This window comes from Butyrivibrio sp. FCS006, assembly GCF_000424525.1.
Classification (GTDB): domain Bacteria; phylum Bacillota; class Clostridia; order Lachnospirales; family Lachnospiraceae; genus Butyrivibrio.
Map to the genome: position 1 here is coordinate 255877 of NZ_KE384203.1, position 21214 is coordinate 277090.

General features: G+C 45.8%; 19 protein-coding genes. All 19 read right to left on the minus strand.

Going from position 1 to position 21214, the window contains the following annotated elements:
* Positions 1-15: 15 nt before the first annotated feature.
* Positions 16-576, minus strand: a complete 561-nt coding sequence (locus G633_RS0108370) for a TetR/AcrR family transcriptional regulator (protein WP_026519639.1) — start codon at positions 574-576, stop codon at positions 16-18.
* 30 nt (positions 577-606) lie between these two features.
* On the minus strand, positions 607-2085 hold the full coding sequence (locus G633_RS0108375) for an aminoacyl-histidine dipeptidase (RefSeq protein WP_026519640.1): 1479 nt from the start codon (positions 2083-2085) through the stop codon (positions 607-609).
* Between the two features lie 115 nt (positions 2086-2200).
* On the minus strand, positions 2201-2557 hold the full coding sequence (gene rplT / locus G633_RS0108380) for a 50S ribosomal protein L20 (RefSeq protein ID WP_013280184.1): 357 nt from the start codon (positions 2555-2557) through the stop codon (positions 2201-2203).
* 60 nt (positions 2558-2617) lie between these two features.
* Complete coding sequence (rpmI, locus tag G633_RS0108385; RefSeq protein ID WP_022764511.1) at positions 2618-2815, minus strand: 50S ribosomal protein L35; 198 nt, start codon at positions 2813-2815, stop codon at positions 2618-2620.
* A gap of 100 nt (positions 2816-2915) precedes the next feature.
* Positions 2916-3464, minus strand: a complete 549-nt coding sequence (gene infC / locus G633_RS0108390) for a translation initiation factor IF-3 (protein WP_051200056.1) — start codon at positions 3462-3464, stop codon at positions 2916-2918.
* A 192-nt stretch (positions 3465-3656) separates the two neighbouring features.
* Positions 3657-4706: an ABC transporter substrate-binding protein gene (locus G633_RS0108395; protein WP_026519641.1), complete on the minus strand. Its 1050-nt coding sequence runs from the start codon at positions 4704-4706 to the stop codon at positions 3657-3659.
* A gap of 16 nt (positions 4707-4722) precedes the next feature.
* Positions 4723-5763 (minus strand): ABC transporter permease subunit, encoded by a 1041-nt coding sequence (locus G633_RS0108400; protein ID WP_026519642.1) that lies wholly within the window; start codon positions 5761-5763, stop codon positions 4723-4725.
* A 1-nt stretch (position 5764) separates the two neighbouring features.
* The gene (locus G633_RS0108405; protein ID WP_026519643.1) at positions 5765-6853 is read right to left on the minus strand and encodes an ABC transporter permease; all 1089 of its coding nucleotides are present in this window, start codon (positions 6851-6853) and stop codon (positions 5765-5767) included.
* A gap of 3 nt (positions 6854-6856) precedes the next feature.
* Entirely contained in the window at positions 6857-8362 is a 1506-nt protein-coding gene (locus G633_RS0108410; protein ID WP_026519644.1) for a sugar ABC transporter ATP-binding protein, read from the minus strand.
* A gap of 68 nt (positions 8363-8430) precedes the next feature.
* On the minus strand, positions 8431-9423 hold the full coding sequence (locus G633_RS0108415) for an ABC transporter substrate-binding protein (protein ID WP_026519645.1): 993 nt from the start codon (positions 9421-9423) through the stop codon (positions 8431-8433).
* Positions 9424-9557: 134 nt separating this feature from the next.
* Positions 9558-10892, minus strand: coding sequence for a sensor histidine kinase (locus tag G633_RS0108420; RefSeq protein ID WP_026519646.1), 1335 nt, complete (start codon positions 10890-10892; stop codon positions 9558-9560).
* Positions 10889-12508 carry a response regulator transcription factor gene (locus G633_RS0108425; RefSeq protein ID WP_026519647.1) on the minus strand — a complete coding sequence of 540 codons (1620 nt, stop codon included), beginning with the start codon at positions 12506-12508 and terminating at the stop codon, positions 10889-10891. Before G633_RS0108425 ends, G633_RS0108420 begins: the two co-directional genes overlap by 4 nt.
* A 9-nt stretch (positions 12509-12517) precedes the next feature.
* On the minus strand, positions 12518-13060 hold the full coding sequence (locus tag G633_RS0108430; RefSeq protein WP_026519648.1) for a VanZ family protein: 543 nt from the start codon (positions 13058-13060) through the stop codon (positions 12518-12520).
* Complete coding sequence (locus G633_RS17860) at positions 13057-13812, minus strand: HAD family hydrolase (protein WP_051200058.1); 756 nt, start codon at positions 13810-13812, stop codon at positions 13057-13059. Before G633_RS17860 ends, G633_RS0108430 begins: the two co-directional genes overlap by 4 nt.
* A 91-nt stretch (positions 13813-13903) precedes the next feature.
* Positions 13904-14551: a prolipoprotein diacylglyceryl transferase family protein gene (locus G633_RS0108440; RefSeq protein ID WP_026519649.1), complete on the minus strand. Its 648-nt coding sequence runs from the start codon at positions 14549-14551 to the stop codon at positions 13904-13906.
* A gap of 4 nt (positions 14552-14555) precedes the next feature.
* Entirely contained in the window at positions 14556-14900 is a 345-nt protein-coding gene (locus G633_RS0108445) for a hypothetical protein (protein WP_196804247.1), read from the minus strand.
* Between the two features lie 159 nt (positions 14901-15059).
* Entirely contained in the window at positions 15060-16844 is a 1785-nt protein-coding gene (locus tag G633_RS0108450; RefSeq protein WP_035770995.1) for an alpha-amylase family glycosyl hydrolase, read from the minus strand.
* A 21-nt stretch (positions 16845-16865) separates the two neighbouring features.
* Complete coding sequence (locus tag G633_RS19260; RefSeq protein WP_081664727.1) at positions 16866-18320, minus strand: CapA family protein; 1455 nt, start codon at positions 18318-18320, stop codon at positions 16866-16868.
* Positions 18317-20590, minus strand: coding sequence for a DUF3160 domain-containing protein (locus G633_RS17870; RefSeq protein ID WP_051200060.1), 2274 nt, complete (start codon positions 20588-20590; stop codon positions 18317-18319). Before G633_RS17870 ends, G633_RS19260 begins: the two co-directional genes overlap by 4 nt.
* Positions 20591-21214: the final 624 nt, after the last annotated feature.

Here is a 21214-nt window from a genome sequence, read left to right on the forward strand (position 1 = left end):
TCCTCCAAAAAGCGCTCAGGCGCGTAGTCCGTTCATAATAATATCAATCATACTGTTGAGAGACTGCTCGTAAGTAACCTGAGTTCCTGCAAGTTCCTGTGTGCTGAGAAACTTCTCGATGGCGCCCTCGATGGTAAGCTTGATTACAGGGATAGGCACGTTCTTGATAAGACCCTTCTCCATGGCTTCTGCCAGGAGCTTCTCGGTCTCTTCCCAGTCAGTCTCGATCTTGCCGGCAATCCTGCTGTAGACAACAGGGTATTTCTCCCTGAGCTGATAAACCTGTCTGAAATCGATATTTCTGTAGTTGTCGGGAAGACATACAATGACCTTGGAAATCTTATCAATAAGGTCTAAGGAGTCGTCTGCAATGATCTCTGCTTCCTTCTGCTTGATGGCAGCAAACCCGTAGTCAACAGTTGCGTAAAAGAGCTCGTCCTTATCATCAAACTCCTTGTATATGGTCTTTTTGCTGATGTGGAGCTTCTTGGATATGTCATCCATGGTGAACTTCATTCCCTTTTCGTTGAAAAGATCAACAACAGCATCCATTATGCTTTTTCTGATGGTATTCATGTAACGCCTCCTTTTCGACTGTCCTGTTTATCACTTCAAAACTTCTTTTAAGAATTCCCAGACATTGGCTGTAGATTTAACTGAGAGTCTCTCCTTTGGTGAATGGATATCATCCATGTCAGGTCCGATTGAGATGCAGTCAAGCCCCTTTATCTTGTCGCTTAAGATTCCGCACTCAAGACCTGCGTGGATTGCTTCAATCCTGGGCTCGGTGCCATACATCTTTTTGTATACGGAAACCATGTGCTCTCTGAGGTCAGAGCTGGGGTTATATTTCCATCCGGGATAGCGGCTGTTTATAACAGTCTCTGCTCCGTAGCCGCCGGATATCAGCTCAAGCTTTCTAAGGAGATTCTCCTTTGAAGTCTCAACACTGCTTCTTACTGACTGCTCCAGTATTACGCGGTTTTCTTCTGTGCTCAGAACGCCAAGGTTAAGAGATGTCTCAACAAGTCCCTCTACGGAAGCGCTCATGGCCTGTACTCCGTCCGGCATTACAGCGATAAGTGAGACCACCTTTAAGGAATCTTCTACAGTTATAGCCATCTCCTCGGTCTCAGGAAGGCTCTTTATCTCATCGATTGCAGCTGCATCTTCTGCCTTCTTATTCTGAACGCTGATCATGACATCAGGATCCTTGATCTCGAGCTCTCCCTTGAGGTCATTAAGAGTTCCTGCAAGGCTCTTTACAAATGCTGATGCATCTTCTGCTGCAACAACAATATCTGCTACTGCTGATGCAGGGATTGCATTATCGGCAACCCCACCGTGCATGTCGATAATGGCAAATTTAGATACGTCACTTGCCTCCAAAAGAGTTCTTGCAAGGATCACGTTGGCGTTTCCTCTTCCGCACTTTATCATCTCTCCTGAGTGACCGCCCTTAAGGCCGTCAATTGTTACCTTGAGCTTTATACCTTTGAAAGCCTGCCTCTTAACAGGAAGGTATGAGTAGAATCTTGCTCCTCCTGCGCAACTGGTGATGAACTGACCCTCAACCTCATTGTCGATGTTGATCATCTTCCTGCCCTTAAGGCCGCTGAGGTCAATTGCATTAGCACCTTCCATTCCGGTCTCTTCATTGGTTGTTATAACAACCTCGAGTGGCGGATGAGGAATAATCTTTGAATCAAGAAGAGCAAGGCAGTATGCAACTGCGATGCCGTCATCTCCTCCAAGGCTGGTGCCCTCTGCCCAGACATATTCTCCGTCTGTTGTGACTCTAAGGCCATCTGTCTTCATATCGATATCTGCTTTGTCATCCTTAACTGCCACCATGTCCATGTGACCCTGAAGGATTACAGGCTCTTTATCCTCGTATCCTGCGCTGCCGGGAGCCTTGATTATAACATTAAGCTCTTTATCCTGAACTACTTCAAGGTTTCTCTCCTTTGCAAAAGATACGAGATAGTCGCTGATCTTCTGTACGTTATATGAGCCGTGCGGAATGCTGCAAAGCTTCTCAAAAAATGTAAATACTTCCTTTGGCTGTAAATTCTCAAGTGCCATAGTATCGCCTCCGTTTAACATTTGATCAAATAAAAAAGGAATCTGAATTTATATCTTCAGACTCCTTAATTTTACTATTAAAAAACTATTTATTCAATAAAAGTTTCCAATAATATTATGCGATCTTCTCTTTTGCAAGCTCTGCAAGTGTCTTGAATCCATCAGGATCGTTAACTGCAAGCTCAGCAAGCATCTTTCTGTTGATGTCAACACCTGCAAGCTTGAGGCCGTGCATCATGTTGCTGTATGAAAGGCCGTTGATTCTTGCTGCAGCGTTGATACGTGTGATCCAAAGAGATCTCATATCTCTCTTCTTCTGCTTACGTCCAGCGAATGCTGAAGTAAGTGCTCTCATAACAGACTGCTTAGCAACTCTGTACTGCTTTGATCTTGCTCCTCTATAGCCCTTAGCGAGCTTAAGTACTCTATTGTGCTTCTTCTTGGCATTTAATGCGCCTTTAACTCTTGCCATCTTTAAATCCTCCTATAAATAATCAAAAATATACCTGACTTAAGTTTCTTCCTGCAAAGATTATGCGTAAGGAAGAATCTGCTTCATTGTCTTTACATTTGTAGCGTCAACAAGTCCGGCATGTCTAAGATTTCTCTTTCTCTTTGTGGACTTCTTTGTTAAGATGTGGCGCTTATACGCTTTGTTTCTCATGAGCTTTCCTGTGCCTGTAACTTTGAATCTCTTGGCAGCTGCTCTCTTTGTCTTCATCTTCAGCATTGCTATTTCCTCCTATACTCTACGCTTAGTTATGATATACGGATTTCTCTGTATTAACCTATATCATATTTATCTTTAACCAAATATTTATGGCTAATGATCAGTTCTTTTTCTCGGCAAGGAACATGGTCATTGAACGTCCCTCAACCTTAGGCTGCTTCTCTACAACCGCAACATCAGAAAGTGCCTCTGCAAAATCTGTGAGAATGTGAACGCTGGCTCCCATGTGTGCCATCTCACGTCCGCGGAAACGAAGTGTGATCTTCACTCTGTTTCCTTTCTCAAGGAACTTCTTGGCTGCATTAACTTTAGTGTTCAGATCGTTGGTATCAATGTTGGGAGAAAGTCTGATCTCCTTGATCTCAACAGTCTTCTGTTTCTTACGAGCTTCCTTCTCTTTACGAAGCTGCTCATACTTGAACTTACCATAGTCAACTACTCTGCAAACAGGCGGCTTAGCAGTTGGAGCTATCATGACAAGGTCAACACCCTCATCTTCTGCGATCTTCCTGGCGTCTGCAATAGGCATAACTCCAAGCTGATCTCCCTCAATACCAATTACACGGACCTCTTTAGCTCTGATCTGTTCGTTAATAAATAACTCGCTAATGGCTTTACCCTCCAAAAATGAATAAAAAAATGGATACATTCGCAAATGTATCCACTGATGATCAATTACAGAATCCTCGCGCCGGGCTTGGATTTGAAAAGATATTAACCGCTACTGGCTGTGCCGCAGGGTGAGAGTGGATACTCTGCTTTGTTTTCAAACACTGATATAATTTAACACAACCGACAGGTCATGTCAACACTTTTTTCTTTTTTTCCCCGGTGACTCACATCAGTATTCTCTTTCAACTTTGTAGGTCTTGTCGTCTACAACGATGGCGTCTACGCCGGGAACTGAACTAAAGAGCATCTCATCGACGTAGTTGAATTTCTCGGGAGTCTCGCCGATCTTGAGAACTTCGATAAGGGCTCTGACTCTGGGGCCGTGGAGTGGGTTACACTCAGCGATGCAGGAGATCTTGCCCTGCCTTGCATAGTCGAGGGCGGTCTTATTGACGCCGTCAAAGGATACGACCATGATCTCGCCATTTTGAATGTTGGGGCCGGCTTTTCTTCCGGCGCTCTCGATGGCATCAATGGCTCCGATGGCCATGTTGTCGTTCTCGCAGTAGACCACGTTTATGTTATCGAACCTCTTAAGAAGAGCGCCCATGACTTCTCTTCCTCTGTTCTCGGTAAAGTCTCCGCTCACCTCTGCCATGAGGTCCCAGCCGTTGTCTCTTGCTGCGTTTGCAAGGCCCCTGGTTCTGCCTATCTGAGCTGTTGAACCGATGTTACCCTGAATGTTAACTATGTGAAGATCCTCAGGTGCGATTCCCTTGCTCTCGGTATAAGCCTTGATCCAGGCTGCCATCTTTTTTCCCTCAAGCTCAAAGTCAGAACCAACCCAGCAGGAATAAAGATTTTTATCTGCTGTGTTTACTCTTCTGTCAACAAGAATAACGGGAATGCCGGCTTCTCTGGCTTCTCCCAGCACGGTCTCCCAACCGTCCTCCGTAGAAGGTGCAAGAACTATGTAGTCCACCTCCTGCTGGATAAACATCCTGATGGCAGTGATCTGGTTTGCCTGTTTCTGCTGACCGTTTTTGTAGATCAGATTGTAGCCGGCTTCTTCCGTAAAGGCACTTAACATGGAGTCTGTGTTTGCACTTCGCCAGTCCGATTCTGCCCCCAACTGAGAGAAGCCGACGGTAACGAGATCGTCGGCTTTTGGGGTTTCTAATATTTCTTCCGCATTTTCGGAAGGAATGCTACTCCCGCAACCGGCCAGAATAGCCGGTATCAGGAGCAGCAAAGGTATCAGTTTAAAAAATCTTTTCATGTTCCCTTAATTATCCTCAGGCCTTGATAGCTTTCTTTTTCTGAGCCATAACTACGCTCTGGATAAGAAGGAAGATGCAGAGCATTGCTGCAATGGTGATACCTGTCCACCATGCTTCGTCAAGTCCTGCAGAGGCAACGATGTTCTGAATGGTGCTAAGTGAAAGCACTCCAAAGAACGTTCCGATAATGTTGCCGACACCACCGGTTAAGAGTGTTCCACCGATGATGGATGAAGCAATTGCGTTCATCTCCATACCCATGGCATGGCTTGCAGATCCTGAGCCTACATGAAGGAAATATACATATCCTCCGATACCTGCCAGTGTAGAGCAGATAAGGTGTGACAGGAACTTGGTCCTTCTTACGTTTATACCCATCATTAGAGCGCTCTGCTTGTTTCCGCCAACTGCATAGAAGCTTCTTCCAAGCTTGGTCCATCTGAGCACTACAAATAATAATATCACAAGTACAAGGGCCACAATAACACCAATTTCAATATATGCGGGAACGTATATGCCCTTTTTGTTGTAGGAACCAAGGAAAGGTACGTTTACACGGGTGTCCTTAAGTGCCATGAAGGCCTGGTTCTCTACGTTGAAAGGTGCCGTGTTAACTATGGTTGTCATACCTCTTGCAAAAAACATTCCGGCGAGAGATACGATGAACGGCTGAATATCAAGTACAGCAACCAGAAAGCCCTGTACAAGTCCGTAAGCAACTCCGATACCGATAGCTATAAGCACTGAAACCAGAAGGTTTGGAGAACTTGTTTTATCCAGATATACTGCGCAGCACATAGATACAAGAGCAACAACACCGCCCACGGAAATATCAATTCCGCCGGAGATCATTACAATACTCATACCACAGGCAGTGATGATAAGTGCCGCATTGGCATTTAAGATGTTAAAGAACATCTGAGGCTTTGAGAATCCGCCTCCCTGAAACAGCACTGCTCCGATATACATCAGGAAGAAGATAACAATGGTGATGGTAAGAAGCAGGCTGGTATCATTCATCTTGTTAAAGATGCTTACTTTGTTTTTCTCTTTCATATCAAGCCGCCTCCTTTCTTGCAGGATTCAGCTTTTTTACAAGCATCTCCATATACTCTCTTGCCTTAGGAGCTGAGAATACAACAAGGATGATAACTACAACGGCCTTGTATGCAGCAAGCGCATCGGAAGGAACATTGAACTTGTAAAGAGTTGTTGTAAGGAACTGGATTACGTATGCTCCAAGGATTGAAGCCCAGATGTTGAACTTACCGCCTGAAAGGGCATTACCTCCAAGGGCAACGGCAAGGATGGCATCCATCTCAATGTCTTTTGCAATAACCGAGTAGTTGATGGTTGAAAGACGACTAACCTTGATGAGAGCTGCTACTGCTACGCAGAGTCCTAAAATTACAAATGAAAGGAACTTGATAAATGTGGGGTTGATACCGTTGAGTCTTGATGAGCTCTCGTTGATACCAACTGCCTGTGTGTAAAGGCCAAGGTTTGTGAACTTAAGCACAAGAGCGATGATCACGATACAGATCGCTGCTATGAAAACCGTGGTCGGGATCGGTATTCCGGGGATAAATCCGCCGAAGTAAGCAAACTTGGGATCCGGAACGATAGGAAGCTCGTTGTTGTTGATCCATGCTGCAATTGATCTTCCTGCAGTAAACAGGATCAGTGTTGCGATCATGGGCTGGATCTTGAATATTGAAACCAGCATTCCGTTGAAAGCTCCACAGAGCATTCCTACGATACAAGCCACCAGGAAAGCAACAATGATTGGTGCCTGAATGGTATCAGGTCTTGAATTACCTCCGCAGAGGACTCTCAGCATGGCTGAACCTGCGATGGCAATGGTTGCACCTACGGAAATATCCTGTCCGCCTGAAGCTGCTGTTACCAGTGTCATACCGATGGCTAGAATTGCAAGCTCTGAGCCGTAGTCCAGAATTGTGATAAGAGCTCCGGACTTGACGATATAGCCTGCGTTGTTAGTTACGTTTTTTATCTCGAAAAATGTTGGGTCGTTTACCAGGTTTACTACCGCCAGAAGGACAAGTGCAAGAAGCGGTATAAACAGCTGATGGGACGCTATCGTCTTTATCACGCCCAAAGCATTTCCTTTTTTATCGTTTGTCATACCTTATTCCCCTCCTGCGATAGTAGCCATGATCTTGTTCTGTGTAAGATCATCACCGGTAAGTTCTCCGACTACTTTTCTATCGCGCATTACTACCAGTCTTGAGCATGTTCTGAGCATCTCATCCGTCTCAGATGAAATGAAGGTCACACTCATACCTTCAGATGCCAGCTCCAGCACCAGCTTCTGAATTGCAACCTTTGTTCCTACGTCGATACCTCTTGTAGGCTCGTCGAGGATCAGGTACTCAGGATGCATAAGAAGCCATCTTGCAAGAATAACCTTCTGCTGATTTCCTCCTGAGAGTGCCTTGATTGGCTTATCAGCTGATGGTGTCTTGATGTTGAGCTTCTCTATGAATTCATCTGCAAAGGCATTGGCCTGAGCTTTTGAAAACGGCTTAAAGAATCCCGTCAGAACCTGAAGCGCAAGGATTATGTTCTCCCTTACGGAAAGGTCTCCTATTATTCCATCTATCTTTCTGTCTTCAGGCAGGTAAGCAATACCGTTTCTCATGGCATCAATAGGCTTATTTATCTTGACATCCTTGCCATGAACCTTGACCTTACCTCCAAGGATCCTGTCAGCTCCGAAGATTGCTCTTACGCACTCGCTTCGGCCTGAACCCAGAAGTCCCGTAAAGCCGTTTACTTCACCCTTTTTGATAAAGAAATCAAAAGGCTTTATTCCGGCATCAGATTGAAGGTCTTTTGCTTCGAACACGATCTCTCCAGCGTCATTTCCTTTGTATTCATTCGTCTCTCCTTTTATATCTGAAAGATCATCCATTTCTTTACCCAGCATCTTGGCAACAAGCTGAACTCTCGGAAGATCCTTGATCTCATATTCACCTACCAGCTGTCCGTCTCTAAGGACAGTGATCTTGTCACACACCTCATATACCTGATCAAGGAAGTGTGTTACGAAGATGATTCCTACTCCCATCTCCTTAAGATCTCTCATGAGGCCAAAGAGCTTTTCAACCTCCTGCTCATCAAGAGATGATGTGGGCTCATCCAATATAAGAACTTTACAATCCATATCCACTGCTCTTGCAATCGCTACCATCTGCTGAACTGCGATGGAACAATTGGAGAGCTGCTGAGTTGCTCTGGCCGGAATGTCCAGTGACTGAAGGAGTTTATCCGCATCAGCATTTATCTGCTTCCAGTTTGTAAGAACTCCCTCGCCTCTTCCGATGAACATATTCTCAGCAACAGTGAGATTCGGACAAAGCGTGATTTCCTGATAAACCGTGCTTATTCCAAGATTCTGTGCATCCTGAGGTGAATGGATCGCAACTGCCTTTCCCTCAAGTTCAATATTCCCCGCATCCTTGGGATAAACACCTGTAAGTACTTTTATAAGCGTTGATTTTCCTGCACCGTTTTCCCCCATCAGCGCATGTATCTCTCCCTTGTTAAGGGTGAAATCCACATTCTGAAGCGCACGGACGCCAGGGAATGATTTAACAATGCCACGCATTTTTAGTAATGTGGTTTCATTCATTGGCTGCTCCTCATTTCTTTAAAAAAGACGCAGCAGACAACGCCGCTGCGCCTTTCATTACTAATTTATTAGATGCCGTAATTATCAACATCGTCCTGTGTAATTGTTGTAGCATCGAAGCCCTTCTCGTCCATGATGATGGTCTTCTGTGAAAGTGTCTCACCTGCCTCAAGCTTCTTGATGATGTCATCGATGTAGCTTGACTGGAAAGGATTGCACTGTCCGTCGTAGTTCCAGTTCTGAGCAAGGAGCTCTTCAAGTGCCCACTTGTTGCAGTCAAATCCCATAACTACTACGTCTTTGCCAACACCGTGAGAGATACCTGCTGCGTCAAGAGCTGCAACAGCGCCTTTAGCCATATCGTCGTTCTCTGCATAGATTACGTTGAAAGGTGTTCCTGCGTCGATAACTGACTGAACGATCTGCTGAGCCTTCTCTGCGTTCCACTCAGCTGTCTGCTGCTTAACGATGTTCCAATTGGACTCTGCAGCAACCTTAGCATCAAGAGCGCCTGATCTTCCCTGCTGAGCAGCTGATCCCATAACACCCTGAATGTGGATTACGTTGTACTCTGAAAGGTTCTGTCCGGCGAGCCAGTCAACAGCTGTCTGTCCCTCTTTAGCCATATCGGAAACGATAGAAGCCTCATAAAGTGAAGGATCAGCATCGATTGTACGGTCGAAAAGGATAACCTTTACGCCTGCTGCCTGTGCATCTTTAAGAACTGAATCCCAGCCTGCTGTATCAGCTGCTGAAAGAAGAAGGTAATCAACTTCGTCCTGGATAAAGTTCTGAGCGTACTGGATCTGCTCGTCGTTCTTTAAGCTGTAAGCAAATGATGCTTCGTAGCCGTTAGCCTCTGTAAATTTAGCCTTAAGGTCAGCGTCATTAGCTGTACGATAACCTGACTCGTTAGGATCGTTGTTGATGATACCAACTTTGATCTTTCCGCCTGATGCTGCAGGAGCTGAGCCTGAGCTTGCAGGTGCTGCGCCGCCACATGCTACAAGACCTAAGGTCATTGCAGATGCCATAAGAACTGCCAATACTTTCTTCATCATAATTTTTCCTCCTAGAATGGATGTATGTGTAAGGACCATTCCTTACTAACTACAATTCTAGAGAAAAACCATAAAATTCCCATTAAATAAACAAAGAAAAAGAGTTGAATATTTTATTCATTTTTTATTCAGTTTCAATTTTCTACGATTTCGGTTGATTTTTTCGGCAGACGGATCACAACTCTGGTGCCCTTGTCATATTCCGACTCGATACTGATACCGTATTCTTCCCCGTAAAAGAGCTTTATGCGCTCATTTACGTTATACAGTCCGTAAATTTTGACATCCCCGGGATTCTTGCCGGACAGGCCTTCTGTTATCTGAGCAAGGCGCTCACTATCCATGCCGATTCCGTCGTCGGTGACAATGATCCTGTAATCATTATCGCCTTCCTCTCCGGTTATGGTGATCTTACCTCCGCCCCTTCTGTTCTTGATGCCGTGATAAAGAGCATTCTCAACAATAGGCTGAACGGTAATCTTGGGGATTTCATACTCAAACAGTTCCTCAGGAACCTCAATCTCATAGCTTAAGATATCCTGATATCTTATCTGCTGGATCTCAAGATAGCTTCTGGCGTGGGATAATTCCTCACGCACTCTTACAAGCTCTTTTCCCTTATTAAGAGAAGACCTGAAGAACTCGGAAAGAGAGCCGACCATCTTAACAACCTGCTTCTGATTTCCGGCCTCAGCAGACCATACAATGGCATCCAATGTGTTGTACAAAAAGTGAGGATTAATCTGGGCCTGAAGAAGTTCAAACTCAGCCTTACGAAGCTGCTTCTGCTCCCTTGTAACCTGCTCCTCGATGGGGCGCGTGATCCACAGCGGTCCTACGATGGAAACGACGATGATAGCCACTGCGATAAAGGCAAATATGCCCACGGAAACCTTGATGGTATTTAAGTAGAACTGACGGTTCTGGGCCTGAGCTATCTGAATCTGACGGTTCTCGTAGTAGATGTACTCATTGATAGTCTCCTGTAAAAGAGCTGTTACTATCTGAACGTCGTTCTCCCAGATCAGCATGTTTGCCTCATACCGGTCGTCATAATTTAGGTTCTCTGTGATGTTGTCAATGTAGCCCTGAAGGTTGTTGAGATACTTGTCCGCACTCTGAAGCCTCTTTCTGTTATCCGGCGTATCCGTAACATCCTTCAGGCTGTCAACAACTCCGCGGGCATCAGAAAGAAGCTGCGGAATCTTGGAATCCGCAGGGGCAACGTTACCCACTATCAAAAGATATGTCTCATAGTCGAAGTCATTTTTGAAATCCAGGGAAAACTCCGATGCCACCACAACGGAATTGAGCATGTCGTCGTAGCGCACGCTCAGCTTCCAGAGGTTGTAGAAAGCAAAGACCATGAACACGATATTGGGCAAAAGAAGTAGCAGATATGATATTCGGATCTGAGTGGCCAGACGGGATTTATTCCTGGTACGGCCTTCCTTTGCAGAAGTACTCATTCCTCATCCTCCATGCGTCCTTTTCCCCTGTACTGGGTTGTGGTCATGCCCGTAGTCTTTTTGAACAGATAGGAGAAATAATGCGGATCCTTGTAACCCACCATAGCCCCTATCTCGTTGCTCTTTCTTGAAGTGGAAAGAAGCAGCTCTTTTGCCTTATCAAGACGGAAATCCGTGAGGTACTTGATGAAGGTCTGGCCCATCTCCTGCCTGAATACCGCGCTCAAATGATTGGGCGAGAAATTAACGTGTGCAGCCAGCGTATTAAGAGAAAGCTCCTCGTCGCTGTAGTGCTGGTCAATATAAGAAATAACCTCGCCAATGACCTCGCGGTAGTGACTCTGCGAGCTGCGCTTTCTAAGAGCGATGGCCTTTTTGAGGATACCGACAAGGTAATCGTAGGTTGTCTTTTCATCGGAAAGCATGTCTGACTGCGGAACCTGGGCATCCACTTCTTCCTTGGAAAGTCCCAGTTCGTTCATGACAAAGTCAGACACCGTGAAATAGATGTCCATGGAAATGTACTGTCTTAGCATGGTTGAGCGAATTGCGTTCTTGCCCATGCCCTTGAAAAACTCATCCAAAAAGAACTCAGTCTCGGACTCATCTCCCATCCTGAGGAACTCCTTAACAAGTCTTCTGTCGATGTGTCTTGGGTCGATCTCCGAGAGGATGACATCGTCTCTCTGGGATTGAAGTCCCTCTTCTGAGCCGAAGAGGAAGTCGCTTTCGCTTGTCAGGTACTGGTGAGCGTAGGCTCTGTTTGCCCAGGTAAAAGAGCTTGGGATGTCCGAAATTCTCTCGACCACCTGACCTACACCTCCGAAATATCTGATGTGCGGATATGAGGAAAAGAGCTCTTTCATCTGCGCAATGGCGTTGTCGATGTTCTGAGTAATCTCTTCGTCGGAATCACCTTTAAATAGGATTGCCTTGCCATCAAGGTTAAGATCAAATAAAAGGGCCTTGTTGGCTGATACTATATCAACCAGCTTGTCGGATACACCAATCACACTGCCTGAATACTCATCTGTCCCGTGCTTGATGGAACGGATCCTTAAGATGAGTACATTGTACCTGAGAGCTGTGATGTTCAGCGATAGCTCTTTTGCCCTGTTAAGAAGATACGGAAGGTCTTTCTCACCCGTTACAAGATTTTCGAAAAACTCATGCTTATCGAGCTCTGTGCGCTCCTTCATATCTTCTTCGTAACGTTTTGCGATCTCGCGCTCTTTTGTCTTTTCTTCGATCTTAGCTGCTACTGCATCAATCTCTTTTAACAGATTCTCACCACTAATAGGCTTGGAGAGATAAGAGCAAACGCCGATCTTGATGGCTTCCTTGGCGTACTCGAAATCCTCATAGCCTGTGAGCAGTACTATTTCTATGTTTGGGAAAGCGGCCCTGACCATCTTGCTGAGTGTGAGGCCGTCCATGAATGGCATCTTGATATCCGTGATGACGATATCAGGCCTTAGAGTCTGGATCATGGAATAAGCAAGCTCCCCATCGCCTGCTTCTCCGCAGAATTCGTAACCGTGGGCTTTCCAGTCCACATTGTTTTTAATCCCCTCGCGGACAACGAACTCGTCCTCCGCCAAAAATACCTTTAACATAACCCCGTATCACCCTTTTTCATTTTTATGGTTTGAAAGCGGCCTGAAGATGGTCATCCTGCCGGTCCAACCAATTATTCTCGTAACTATTATCCCAAAGAAAACGCCCATGCTGTCGATGAAAATATCACGCTTTCCAGGGCTCCTTCCCGCCACAAAGGATTGGTGATATTCATCAAGACAGGCGTAACCCACGCAGAAAATTCCTGCCGAAAACAAAAGCCACAATCCCCTGACCCCATATACATAAAGGGGAAATGCAACCGATACAGCCAGGAGAAAATACTCCGTAAAGTGCGCTGTTTTTCTAATATAGAACTGTCCCTTTTCGGACAGCTGTTCAATTCGTTCTTCGCTCCAGCCCCTGTCCAGAGTCTCATTGGCAATCGTCAAGACCCTCACTCCCACTTCGTAACTGAGCTGCGAGCTCTGGTCCCCTTCCTGCGCCGAGAAGCTGTATATCAACAGCATCATGATGATGGCAGGCACAAAGGACAGCGGCTTTAAAACAAACCTCAGGGTCTGCTTAATATACATCAAAAAGTACTTCATAATATCTTACTGAAATCCCCGTCTGTTACCAGGATACTCTCCATTCCCATATCGTCGGCAATCTTTATATCACTGCCGATTTCGTTTCCTATCATAACACATTTTGCCTTATCGAGGTTGTGTTTATCAAGGAGCATCTGCATGTATTTTGTATCGGGCTTCATGATGAGTTTGTCCGAGGACATGAACAGGTCGTCAAAGAGTTCCGCTATGCCCAGCTCAAGGATTTCCTCCCTGGTGAAGATGCGCTGTGCGTTGGAGAGGAGGAAGATCTTCTTGCCTTTGCGCTTTAGGGATTGCAACATCTTCAGGGTGTCTGGGTAGAGTCTGAAGACATCTCTGGATGTGCGGCGAAAGAAATTACCAAGTCTTACCAGATGCATCGGAGCTACGGTTTCATCTGCATCTTCGAAGTCGTAGATGGGAAGCGGAACGTACTCAGCCTTTGGTCTTACCCTGTCTTCAGGCTTGTCTGAAAGCAGTCTCTCCCAGACCCACTCGATACGGATCTCAGGGTGCTCTGTGCCAAGGCGCTTACCCAGTGCTACGCGCTCCTGTCTGTCCATTTCGAAAAAGACCTCTTTGAGTTTTGCAGGGTCTGTGAGTATAGCTTTGTTTGATGCTGTTATGTACTGTGGCAGCTCTTTTGCAATATAATCACACACTGCCTCCCAGAGCTCAGGTGCCTGTTCGTCGGTGTGTATATCTATCAGCGTGCCATATAGGTCAAAGATGTAATTATCTGTTATCATTTCTAATCCTTTTCATCTGCGAGGGGCATTTCCTGCAATCCAGCTTAGCAACGATATCACGCAGAGCGTTTTTTCTTCAAATGGCGTTTCATTATTCATTACTAAATGCTCTCCTCTTTTCAAATCCACTTACCAGTAACAATGCCAGTACAATCCCTAAGCACATTATCTGATTAGCAGTGATAAGCTTGGTCTCATGCGCTTCTCTGAGAAAATCCAAAAGAATCTTCGCAAAACTATATGCTATTGCAGCATGCAGTGAGTTAAAACGATCTTTCAAATACAAGAATAAAGAAATAGCATATATGCTCAAAAACGCGATAGCTTCCAATGCCTGAATCGGAAAAACATCTCCTCTTTCCGACCCTATATGAAGTGGCCCGGTATAGTCGATTCCACCACAGCATCCGGCAAATGCGCATCCTATCTTTCCAATACCATACATTAGCGGAAGAGAAAGGACACACGAGTCAAAAAAGCTTTTCCCATACTGTGGGGTTATTTTGGACATTATAAATACACCAATCAGCATTCCTGCAGCTCCACCGGAGCTTGTCAGTCCATAACCGTTTGCACCGGATAAAACATAAGTTGTCATAAGCGCCAAATAAATGGAAATGACCAATTCCAGAATTACAGAATAAAAAATAATGTTTGCAGGAACACTCTTTTTCTTAAGAGACAGAGCATATGCCCCGAGCCCAAGCACTATAGATAAACCAATCATTGCGGCATACATATATTTACCCCATCTCAAGACATCCGATAAAATTACTCTCGCAGGATCTAAATGAGAGTTCGCACGCTACCAAGAAAAGAATGATCAGCGTAATGATTATTACTACTTCTACCACATATATAATAAATAGTGTTTTTGCAAATTTATTCTTAGGAGATTTAACTCTGGCTACTATCACAAGAATGATACCTGCAACGAGAAGCATTCCCATCACCGGTACTACATAATCAGAATAGGGGCTTTGCAATGTTGCTTCAAGTCTGTCTACCAAAAATAAAGTGATATGCCCTAATATCCAGCAGATCAGAGATGTCCAGCATAATATTTTAGATCTATCATTGTTTATCATTTTTGTTACCCGTACAAAAACCTTTCACCGTTCAAGATTTCTCTTCATCTTTATAACACATAGCAATAGAAAAATGTTGCATAAATGAGTCACTGGGGACGTTTCACTTTGACTCATTTTGAGTCAAAGTGAAACGTCCCCAGTGACTCATTTTCGTCCTTAGAATCTGATTATAATGATGCCGTAGGGTGCCATGGTCAGGGTGGTATTCTCAAGTGAGCTCCACTCTTCGCCCGTGTTTAGCTGATATGCGATTCCGTTTGAAGCGATGTCAGCTCCGGATACAGGCATATCTGAAGCTTCAATAGCATCGGTAACACTTGATAAATCTATAGTCTTTGCTTCATCTGATGAATTGATGACAACAAACAGTCTCTCAGCATCGTAGTTTCCGCCATCATCTGCCTTGCATGCTCTGACAAAGGCGCAGATGTCCGCATCGGACAACTCCTTAACCACTTCTGTCTCTCCCCTTGCGATTGCTGGGAAGGTGTTGCGCGCCTTGATGGCTGCCTTTACATAGTTGTAGATGGAGGCAGGATCGTCGTACTGCTCATCTGCTGCCGGATATTTCATCTTAAAGTAGTCCATGGCCTTGGGACCCTTGCACATGCCCTCTGCACCGGAGTCTTCTGTCCAGTACATGGGTGCTCTCTTATTCTCGTCCTTACCCGAACCCTTCATTCCGAGCTCTTCACCGTAGTAAATGAATGCATTACCCGGCATCAGAAGGTTAAGTCCCCAGGAGAGCTTTAGCTTGTCCTCAGAGCCTTTTCCCGTGAAGTAGCCGGCACTTCTTGCCATGTCGTGATTTACAAAGAAAGGTGCATCAATGGCCGTTCCTGGTCCGTTTTCTTCAAGTGCTTTCTGGGTGCTCTCAAGAGCTTCTCCATACCTCGACGCCGGAGCTGTACCCCTTGCCACACCTGCGATTACGCCCTCACTTCCCGCATAATCAAAGTCAAAGAAACTGTCGATCCCGCTGGCATAGTACTTGTGATATGTTGCAGAATTGGTCCATGCCTCCGCAACGATGTAGGCATCGGGATTTACAGACTTCACCGTATCATTGAGCCATGTCATAAAATCTATATTTGCAGAGTCATTTCCCGTGTAGTAGTAGGTCACAGCATCAAGCCTGAAGCCATCTACACCGTGCTCCAGCCAGAAGCCCGTGATATCTGCGATTTCTCTTCGAACCGCATCACTGTCCAGATTAAGATCCGGCATTCCCGACCAGAATCTGGCCTCATAGAAATACTCCGTTCCCGGAAGAGGCTCATAGCCTGCAAGCTGCTCGTTTGCAAAGTTGTAGTAGGAGAGCTTTGGGCAGTCTATGTAGAATGAAGCGCTGTAATCGCCATTCTCAAACGTGATTCCGGGGTGATCTTTCAAAAACTCCGCCGCATCTTTAAACCAGGGATGCTCAACCGATGAATGGTTATAAACCTGATCGATGATAACCCGGATTCCCCTGTCGTGGCAGGCCTTTATAAGCTCATCAAAGTCCTCCATCGTGCCATACTCCGGGTCGATGTCCTTATAATCCGTCACATCATATTTATGATAGGTGGACGATGGCGAAATGGGCATGAGCCATATCTCGTTGCAGCCAAGGTCCGTATCGGTTTCCGGGTCCCCATCTCCGATATAGTCAAGCTTATCGATAAGCCCTCTGATATCTCCGACGCCATCTCCGTCGCTGTCGCTAAAGGAATACACAAAGACCTCATAAGTGGTCCTGTACTTGTCGTCAATCACATTCACAGGCAGCACATTCGCAGTCCCCTCTGCACTCTGCGCCACGCTCTCAGCACTTTGCACATCTGCCTGTTCCTCGGCGCCTTTCAACCCAATATTTCCGCCCGTCACGCCGGCAGCTACAACCACCGCCGCAAGAACTGCAGTAAGCCCCAGGGATATCACTTTTTTGTTAAAAGACATCTCAAACTCCTCCACTTAACTCTAATTATTCAAAGCATCCTTCCAATATGCGTCAATCTCTTTTATCTCATAACCGGCAAGTCTTACCCCGTCATAGCAGTGCTCAATTGTAAAAAGAGCTTCCGCTCCGGTTTTAGTATCCTCGCTAAATGCCTGACCTGCTCTGAAATTGCCAAGGCTGTAGTAAACAAGCATGTTTCCGCCGTCAGGTCTTTTCACTGTCTCTACAGGTTGCACTACGTGAGGGTGAGAACCCACCACCACATCGACGCCGCCCTCAGCCATGAGCTGTGCCATGTGCTTCTGATAGTCATTAGGCTCCTTCTCATACTCCAGTCCCCAATGGGCAAATACAATGACGAAGTCCGCTTCGTCCCTTGCACTCTTAAGCTCTTCTACAAACTCTTTTTCCTGCTCCTCTCCCTCCGGAAAGTTATTGAGCAGGAACGAGAAATCATTCTCATTCCCCTGCTCGTTGATACCATAAGTATATCCGAACAACGCAATATTCATGCCGTTTCTGGTAATTATCTTATACGCCCTGTTATCAGAATCGTAGGCGCTGTGCAGCCCAACACAGGTAATGTTATTTTGCTGCAAAAAACCTACCGTCACATCTATACCATACAGCCCACGGTCCATGCTGTGGTTGTTTGCACAGGTTGCCACATCAAAACCCGCATCGGCTATGGCTCTTCCGACACCAATAGGAGTCCCGAAGGACGGATAACCTCCAACAGCAGATGCCTTGTCCACCAGCATGGTTTCAAGCTGGATCACAGAAACATCAGCTTCATTAATGTCTTTTTCAAAAGGCTTGTACAAAAAGTCGTAATTGCCGCCTGCTACGCTCTCGCCGTAAAGATATATATCCTCATGGATTATATTATCACCAAAGCAGGCAAAGCTCACTGTGTTATCCATGTTCTTAAGGCCAAAGGACTGCCAGCTCCAAAGGCAGGCTTTGTCGTTAACATCCTCCGTCAGGAGAAAAGCGCTGTTCTTCTCCATGACCTTCATCCTGACAACCACAGGGCCAATGTCAGATGCGCACCACTTCTGGGTAACGCTTCCATCTTTATTTATATCATAGATGAAGATGTGCTGGCTGTAGCTCTTTTCATCAGATGTGATCCAGTAAGGTCTTGCCGGGCCGAATCTGCCTCTTTTCCACAAAAGAGCTATCAACTCCTCATCACCGTCTCCGTCAAGGTCAGTTACAAAGGCGTCCTGGACTTTGTAGCCATCATCGGACTTATAGAGGATTCTGCCATCTGCTGCGGTCAGAGTCAGCTCTTTTCCCGAAAGCAGAAGGGTCTTTTGTCCGGCTAGCTCTAACCTCTTCTCCTGCCATGTAAAGCCGCCCGGGATATAATTTAGAGCAAATAAACAGCAAAAGGCCGCCACTGCTCCGATGAGCAGTAGCAGCCACAATATCTTTTTCCGGTTTTTAGCAGATGCCGGCCTCTCCATCATTCCCCTACTCTGTAGCTCTGAGTCCACTCAGGCTGGTCCGGTGCAGGCTCTGTTTCAACCCATTCCCAGTTATCATCGACATATCCGCCCTTTAGGATCTGGCGCCACTCAGTGTCAGTCATTCTGTCGGACATAGGTGCTTCAAACTGGTAGAAGCTGTAAACACTTCCGCTTCCAACGTGAAGTTCGCCGTCGATAGGAAATACCACGTACATGGTCTGGGCGTAGCCTGTTCCGACTTCAAGGATGCTTCCGTTGGGATCAGTTGCGATATCAGCAATAACAGGACATGGCACGTTCTCGGGATAAACCTGCTCCTGAGTATCATCTGGGTTATTTACCTCATTCCAGAAGTGCTCGATATATCCGCCGTAGTTTCTTATCCACTCGTAGTCATCATCTGTGAGGGACTCAGCCTTCAGCTCTTTTTCTGAAATCTCAAGGAGCCTCTGGGCGATCTCTGAGAGACGGTTAAGGTTATCCTCATCTCTCTCACTGAGCATTCCAAGGTTAGCAAGACCCTTCAAGGTGTTGTTTGAAAGGAAGATAAATCTGCTGTAGATCTTGGGTTCAGGATCAACATATCCTCTGTCATCCGGTGGAGTGTCGTATCCGCCGCCCATCTCAGCCATTACTGACTTTGAGTAAAGGATGGTGTCGTGCTTGAGCTCTGCAAATGAACCTGCAAAGCACTCGAGATTTCTTTTATCCCACTCTGCACTCTGCATGAACATAGGATAGCCCTCGCCCTTGGACTCAAACAGAGGTCTTAAGGTGTTCAGCCAGCCTGCATACAGGCTGCTGTTCCAGATCTTGGGATCTTCGTTGTTAAAGTGCTCGGTGGCAGTGTTCATATTCTTCTCGTAATTCTCATATTCATATGCACCCTGCTCTTTCAGGATTGCAACAGCCTGGTCGGAGCCGAGAGCTGCAGCGGTATCCAGGGTATCAGGCAGATATCTCCTGTCGCCGTTTGAGTTTTCTTTTACCGCACTGAAAATGAGCTTTTGCATGATTGCTGCATCCACAGTAAATCTCTGGCCCATGAAACGGAAAGATGGGATCACGGGATCATCACCTTCCATGACGGGAACTGAATTCACTGCCGGAGGATCAAGCTCTTTTGCTGCCAAAAAGACCTTTGCAAAGGCCGTATCGTCTGAAGAAAGGGTCGCTACATCAGGCACTGAGCCGTAGCACTGCTCGATCGCAGCTGAGAACTGGTCGTATCCTGGATCGTCAGAAGCACCGGCAAAGAAGGATGTAACTGAGTAAATGTTCTTCCAGGCCTCATCATCGCTTGCAAGGGCGCTACTTATAAGGCATGCGCTTCTGACCATATCTTCGTCATCAAGCGCCATAGGGATGCGTCCGTACCACATCATGGCCTTAAAGTATTTCTCAAGCTGCTCATCGCCTTCGTAGTAGCCCCTTGGCTTGTACTGGGTGTAGTCCTCCTTAAGCCCAGAAACAACGCAGTCATCAATAGCCTCGGCGCCGTTTATCTTGTCAATCTCAGCTTTGACTGCGGCTGCGAAATCCGCGTCATCTACAGGAGCAGCTACAGTCTCATCCTGAAGGTATGCTCCTACGTAAAAGAGCTCTAAGTTCCTAAGTGCTGCGCTCTCCCACTTTGTGCCCTTTAAGGTATTGTACTGCTCTGTGCTCTTTGAAAGCATCTGGGTGCTGAGCTCTTTAAGCTTGTCAGCAAGATAGTCTTTCTCCGTGTTCTTCATCAGATGTGCAAAGTACAGGTGATAAGTATGCATCAGAGAATCCACTGTTACAAAGTTTGGGAAAAAGAAATAACGATTGTCCTCATAAATCTCGTAGAATTCATCAGCTCCGCTCTGATTCTTTATGGCAAAGCCGTTCTTTACAAGCGCATCCCTAAGGAGCGTCGGATCGTTCCACTCAGATTTGTACTGAGGTTCAAACAGATATGCATAGTCCGGATGATAAGTTACATTTGAAAAATCCGGAGCGATTGTATATGGCTCCACACTTGGAACCAGAGCCTCATCATAATATATCTCCTCCTCATCTCCAAGAAGGGATGGAAGTTTACCGATTGCTGCAGTGCTTGAAGCATCGCTCTGCTGGGTATCAGCAGATGTATCAGCCTGCGCTGCGCCGTCCGCATCCTCACTTGCTTCCTGCGCCACCTGATCCTGCCCCCCAGACTGCTCATTAGTGCTGTTTCCTGCTGCTCCGCATGCAGTGCACAGCATGGTCATAGATAATAGCATCGAAAGTACACGTCTTTTCATAATACACTTTCCTCCTCTACCACATTATAACCAAATATCCACCCCAGGTAAAATCCATGAGTCACCGGGTGTGAGTCACTGGGGACGTTTCACTTTGACTCACTTTGAGTCACTGGGGACGTTTCACTTTGACTCATTTTGAGTCAGTGGGGACGGTTCTCTTCCAACATATCTTCACATTTTCTATACCCATCAGGCACTTTTTCGGCTATATATAGAAAGATTTTGCCTCCAAAAGTTTTTGGGTGCCAAATTTTCTACGCCCACAGCCAAGTTTTTATCATATATATAGAAAATTTAAAATCAGGTCTCACCAATTTCTACGCCCACACCTCACTTTTGTGCATATATATAGAAAAATAGGCTCAATCATCCTTTTCAACACAAATTTTTTCTATACCCATCAGGCACTTTTTCTCATATATGTAGAAAATTAGATGAATAAAATTTCTTCAGCATCACAACCAGCAGACCACAGATTCTTTGTGATGCATCCCTCGACAATTCAAGACAATCGCCATAGTCTCTGCATAACCCGTGCCCTTGACTCATTTTGTGAGTCAAAGTGAAACGTCCCCGGTGACTCAAAATGAGTCAATCTGAAACGTCCCCGGTGACTCAAAA

Bases quoted from the DNA above. Each gene is read 5' to 3' on its own strand.
- G633_RS0108370 (WP_026519639.1), bottom strand. From the start codon at position 576: ATGAATACCATCAGAAAAAGCATAATGGATGCTGTTGTTGATCTTTTC.
- G633_RS0108375 (WP_026519640.1), bottom strand. From the start codon at position 2,085: ATGGCACTTGAGAATTTACAGCCAAAGGAAGTATTTACATTTTTTGAG.
- rplT (WP_013280184.1), bottom strand. From the start codon at position 2,557: ATGGCAAGAGTTAAAGGCGCATTAAATGCCAAGAAGAAGCACAATAGA.
- rpmI (WP_022764511.1), bottom strand. From the start codon at position 2,815: ATGCTGAAGATGAAGACAAAGAGAGCAGCTGCCAAGAGATTCAAAGTT.
- infC (WP_051200056.1), bottom strand. From the start codon at position 3,464: ATGTATCCATTTTTTTATTCATTTTTGGAGGGTAAAGCCATTAGCGAG.
- G633_RS0108395 (WP_026519641.1), bottom strand. From the start codon at position 4,706: ATGAAAAGATTTTTTAAACTGATACCTTTGCTGCTCCTGATACCGGCT.
- G633_RS0108400 (WP_026519642.1), bottom strand. From the start codon at position 5,763: ATGAAAGAGAAAAACAAAGTAAGCATCTTTAACAAGATGAATGATACC.
- G633_RS0108405 (WP_026519643.1), bottom strand. From the start codon at position 6,853: ATGACAAACGATAAAAAAGGAAATGCTTTGGGCGTGATAAAGACGATA.
- G633_RS0108410 (WP_026519644.1), bottom strand. From the start codon at position 8,362: ATGAATGAAACCACATTACTAAAAATGCGTGGCATTGTTAAATCATTC.
- G633_RS0108415 (WP_026519645.1), bottom strand. From the start codon at position 9,423: ATGATGAAGAAAGTATTGGCAGTTCTTATGGCATCTGCAATGACCTTA.
- G633_RS0108420 (WP_026519646.1), bottom strand. From the start codon at position 10,892: ATGAGTACTTCTGCAAAGGAAGGCCGTACCAGGAATAAATCCCGTCTG.
- G633_RS0108425 (WP_026519647.1), bottom strand. From the start codon at position 12,508: ATGTTAAAGGTATTTTTGGCGGAGGACGAGTTCGTTGTCCGCGAGGGG.
- G633_RS0108430 (WP_026519648.1), bottom strand. From the start codon at position 13,060: ATGAAGTACTTTTTGATGTATATTAAGCAGACCCTGAGGTTTGTTTTA.
- G633_RS17860 (WP_051200058.1), bottom strand. From the start codon at position 13,812: ATGATAACAGATAATTACATCTTTGACCTATATGGCACGCTGATAGAT.
- G633_RS0108440 (WP_026519649.1), bottom strand. From the start codon at position 14,551: ATGTATGCCGCAATGATTGGTTTATCTATAGTGCTTGGGCTCGGGGCA.
- G633_RS0108445 (WP_196804247.1), bottom strand. From the start codon at position 14,900: ATGATAAACAATGATAGATCTAAAATATTATGCTGGACATCTCTGATC.
- G633_RS0108450 (WP_035770995.1), bottom strand. From the start codon at position 16,844: ATGTCTTTTAACAAAAAAGTGATATCCCTGGGGCTTACTGCAGTTCTT.
- G633_RS19260 (WP_081664727.1), bottom strand. From the start codon at position 18,320: ATGATGGAGAGGCCGGCATCTGCTAAAAACCGGAAAAAGATATTGTGG.
- G633_RS17870 (WP_051200060.1), bottom strand. From the start codon at position 20,590: ATGAAAAGACGTGTACTTTCGATGCTATTATCTATGACCATGCTGTGC.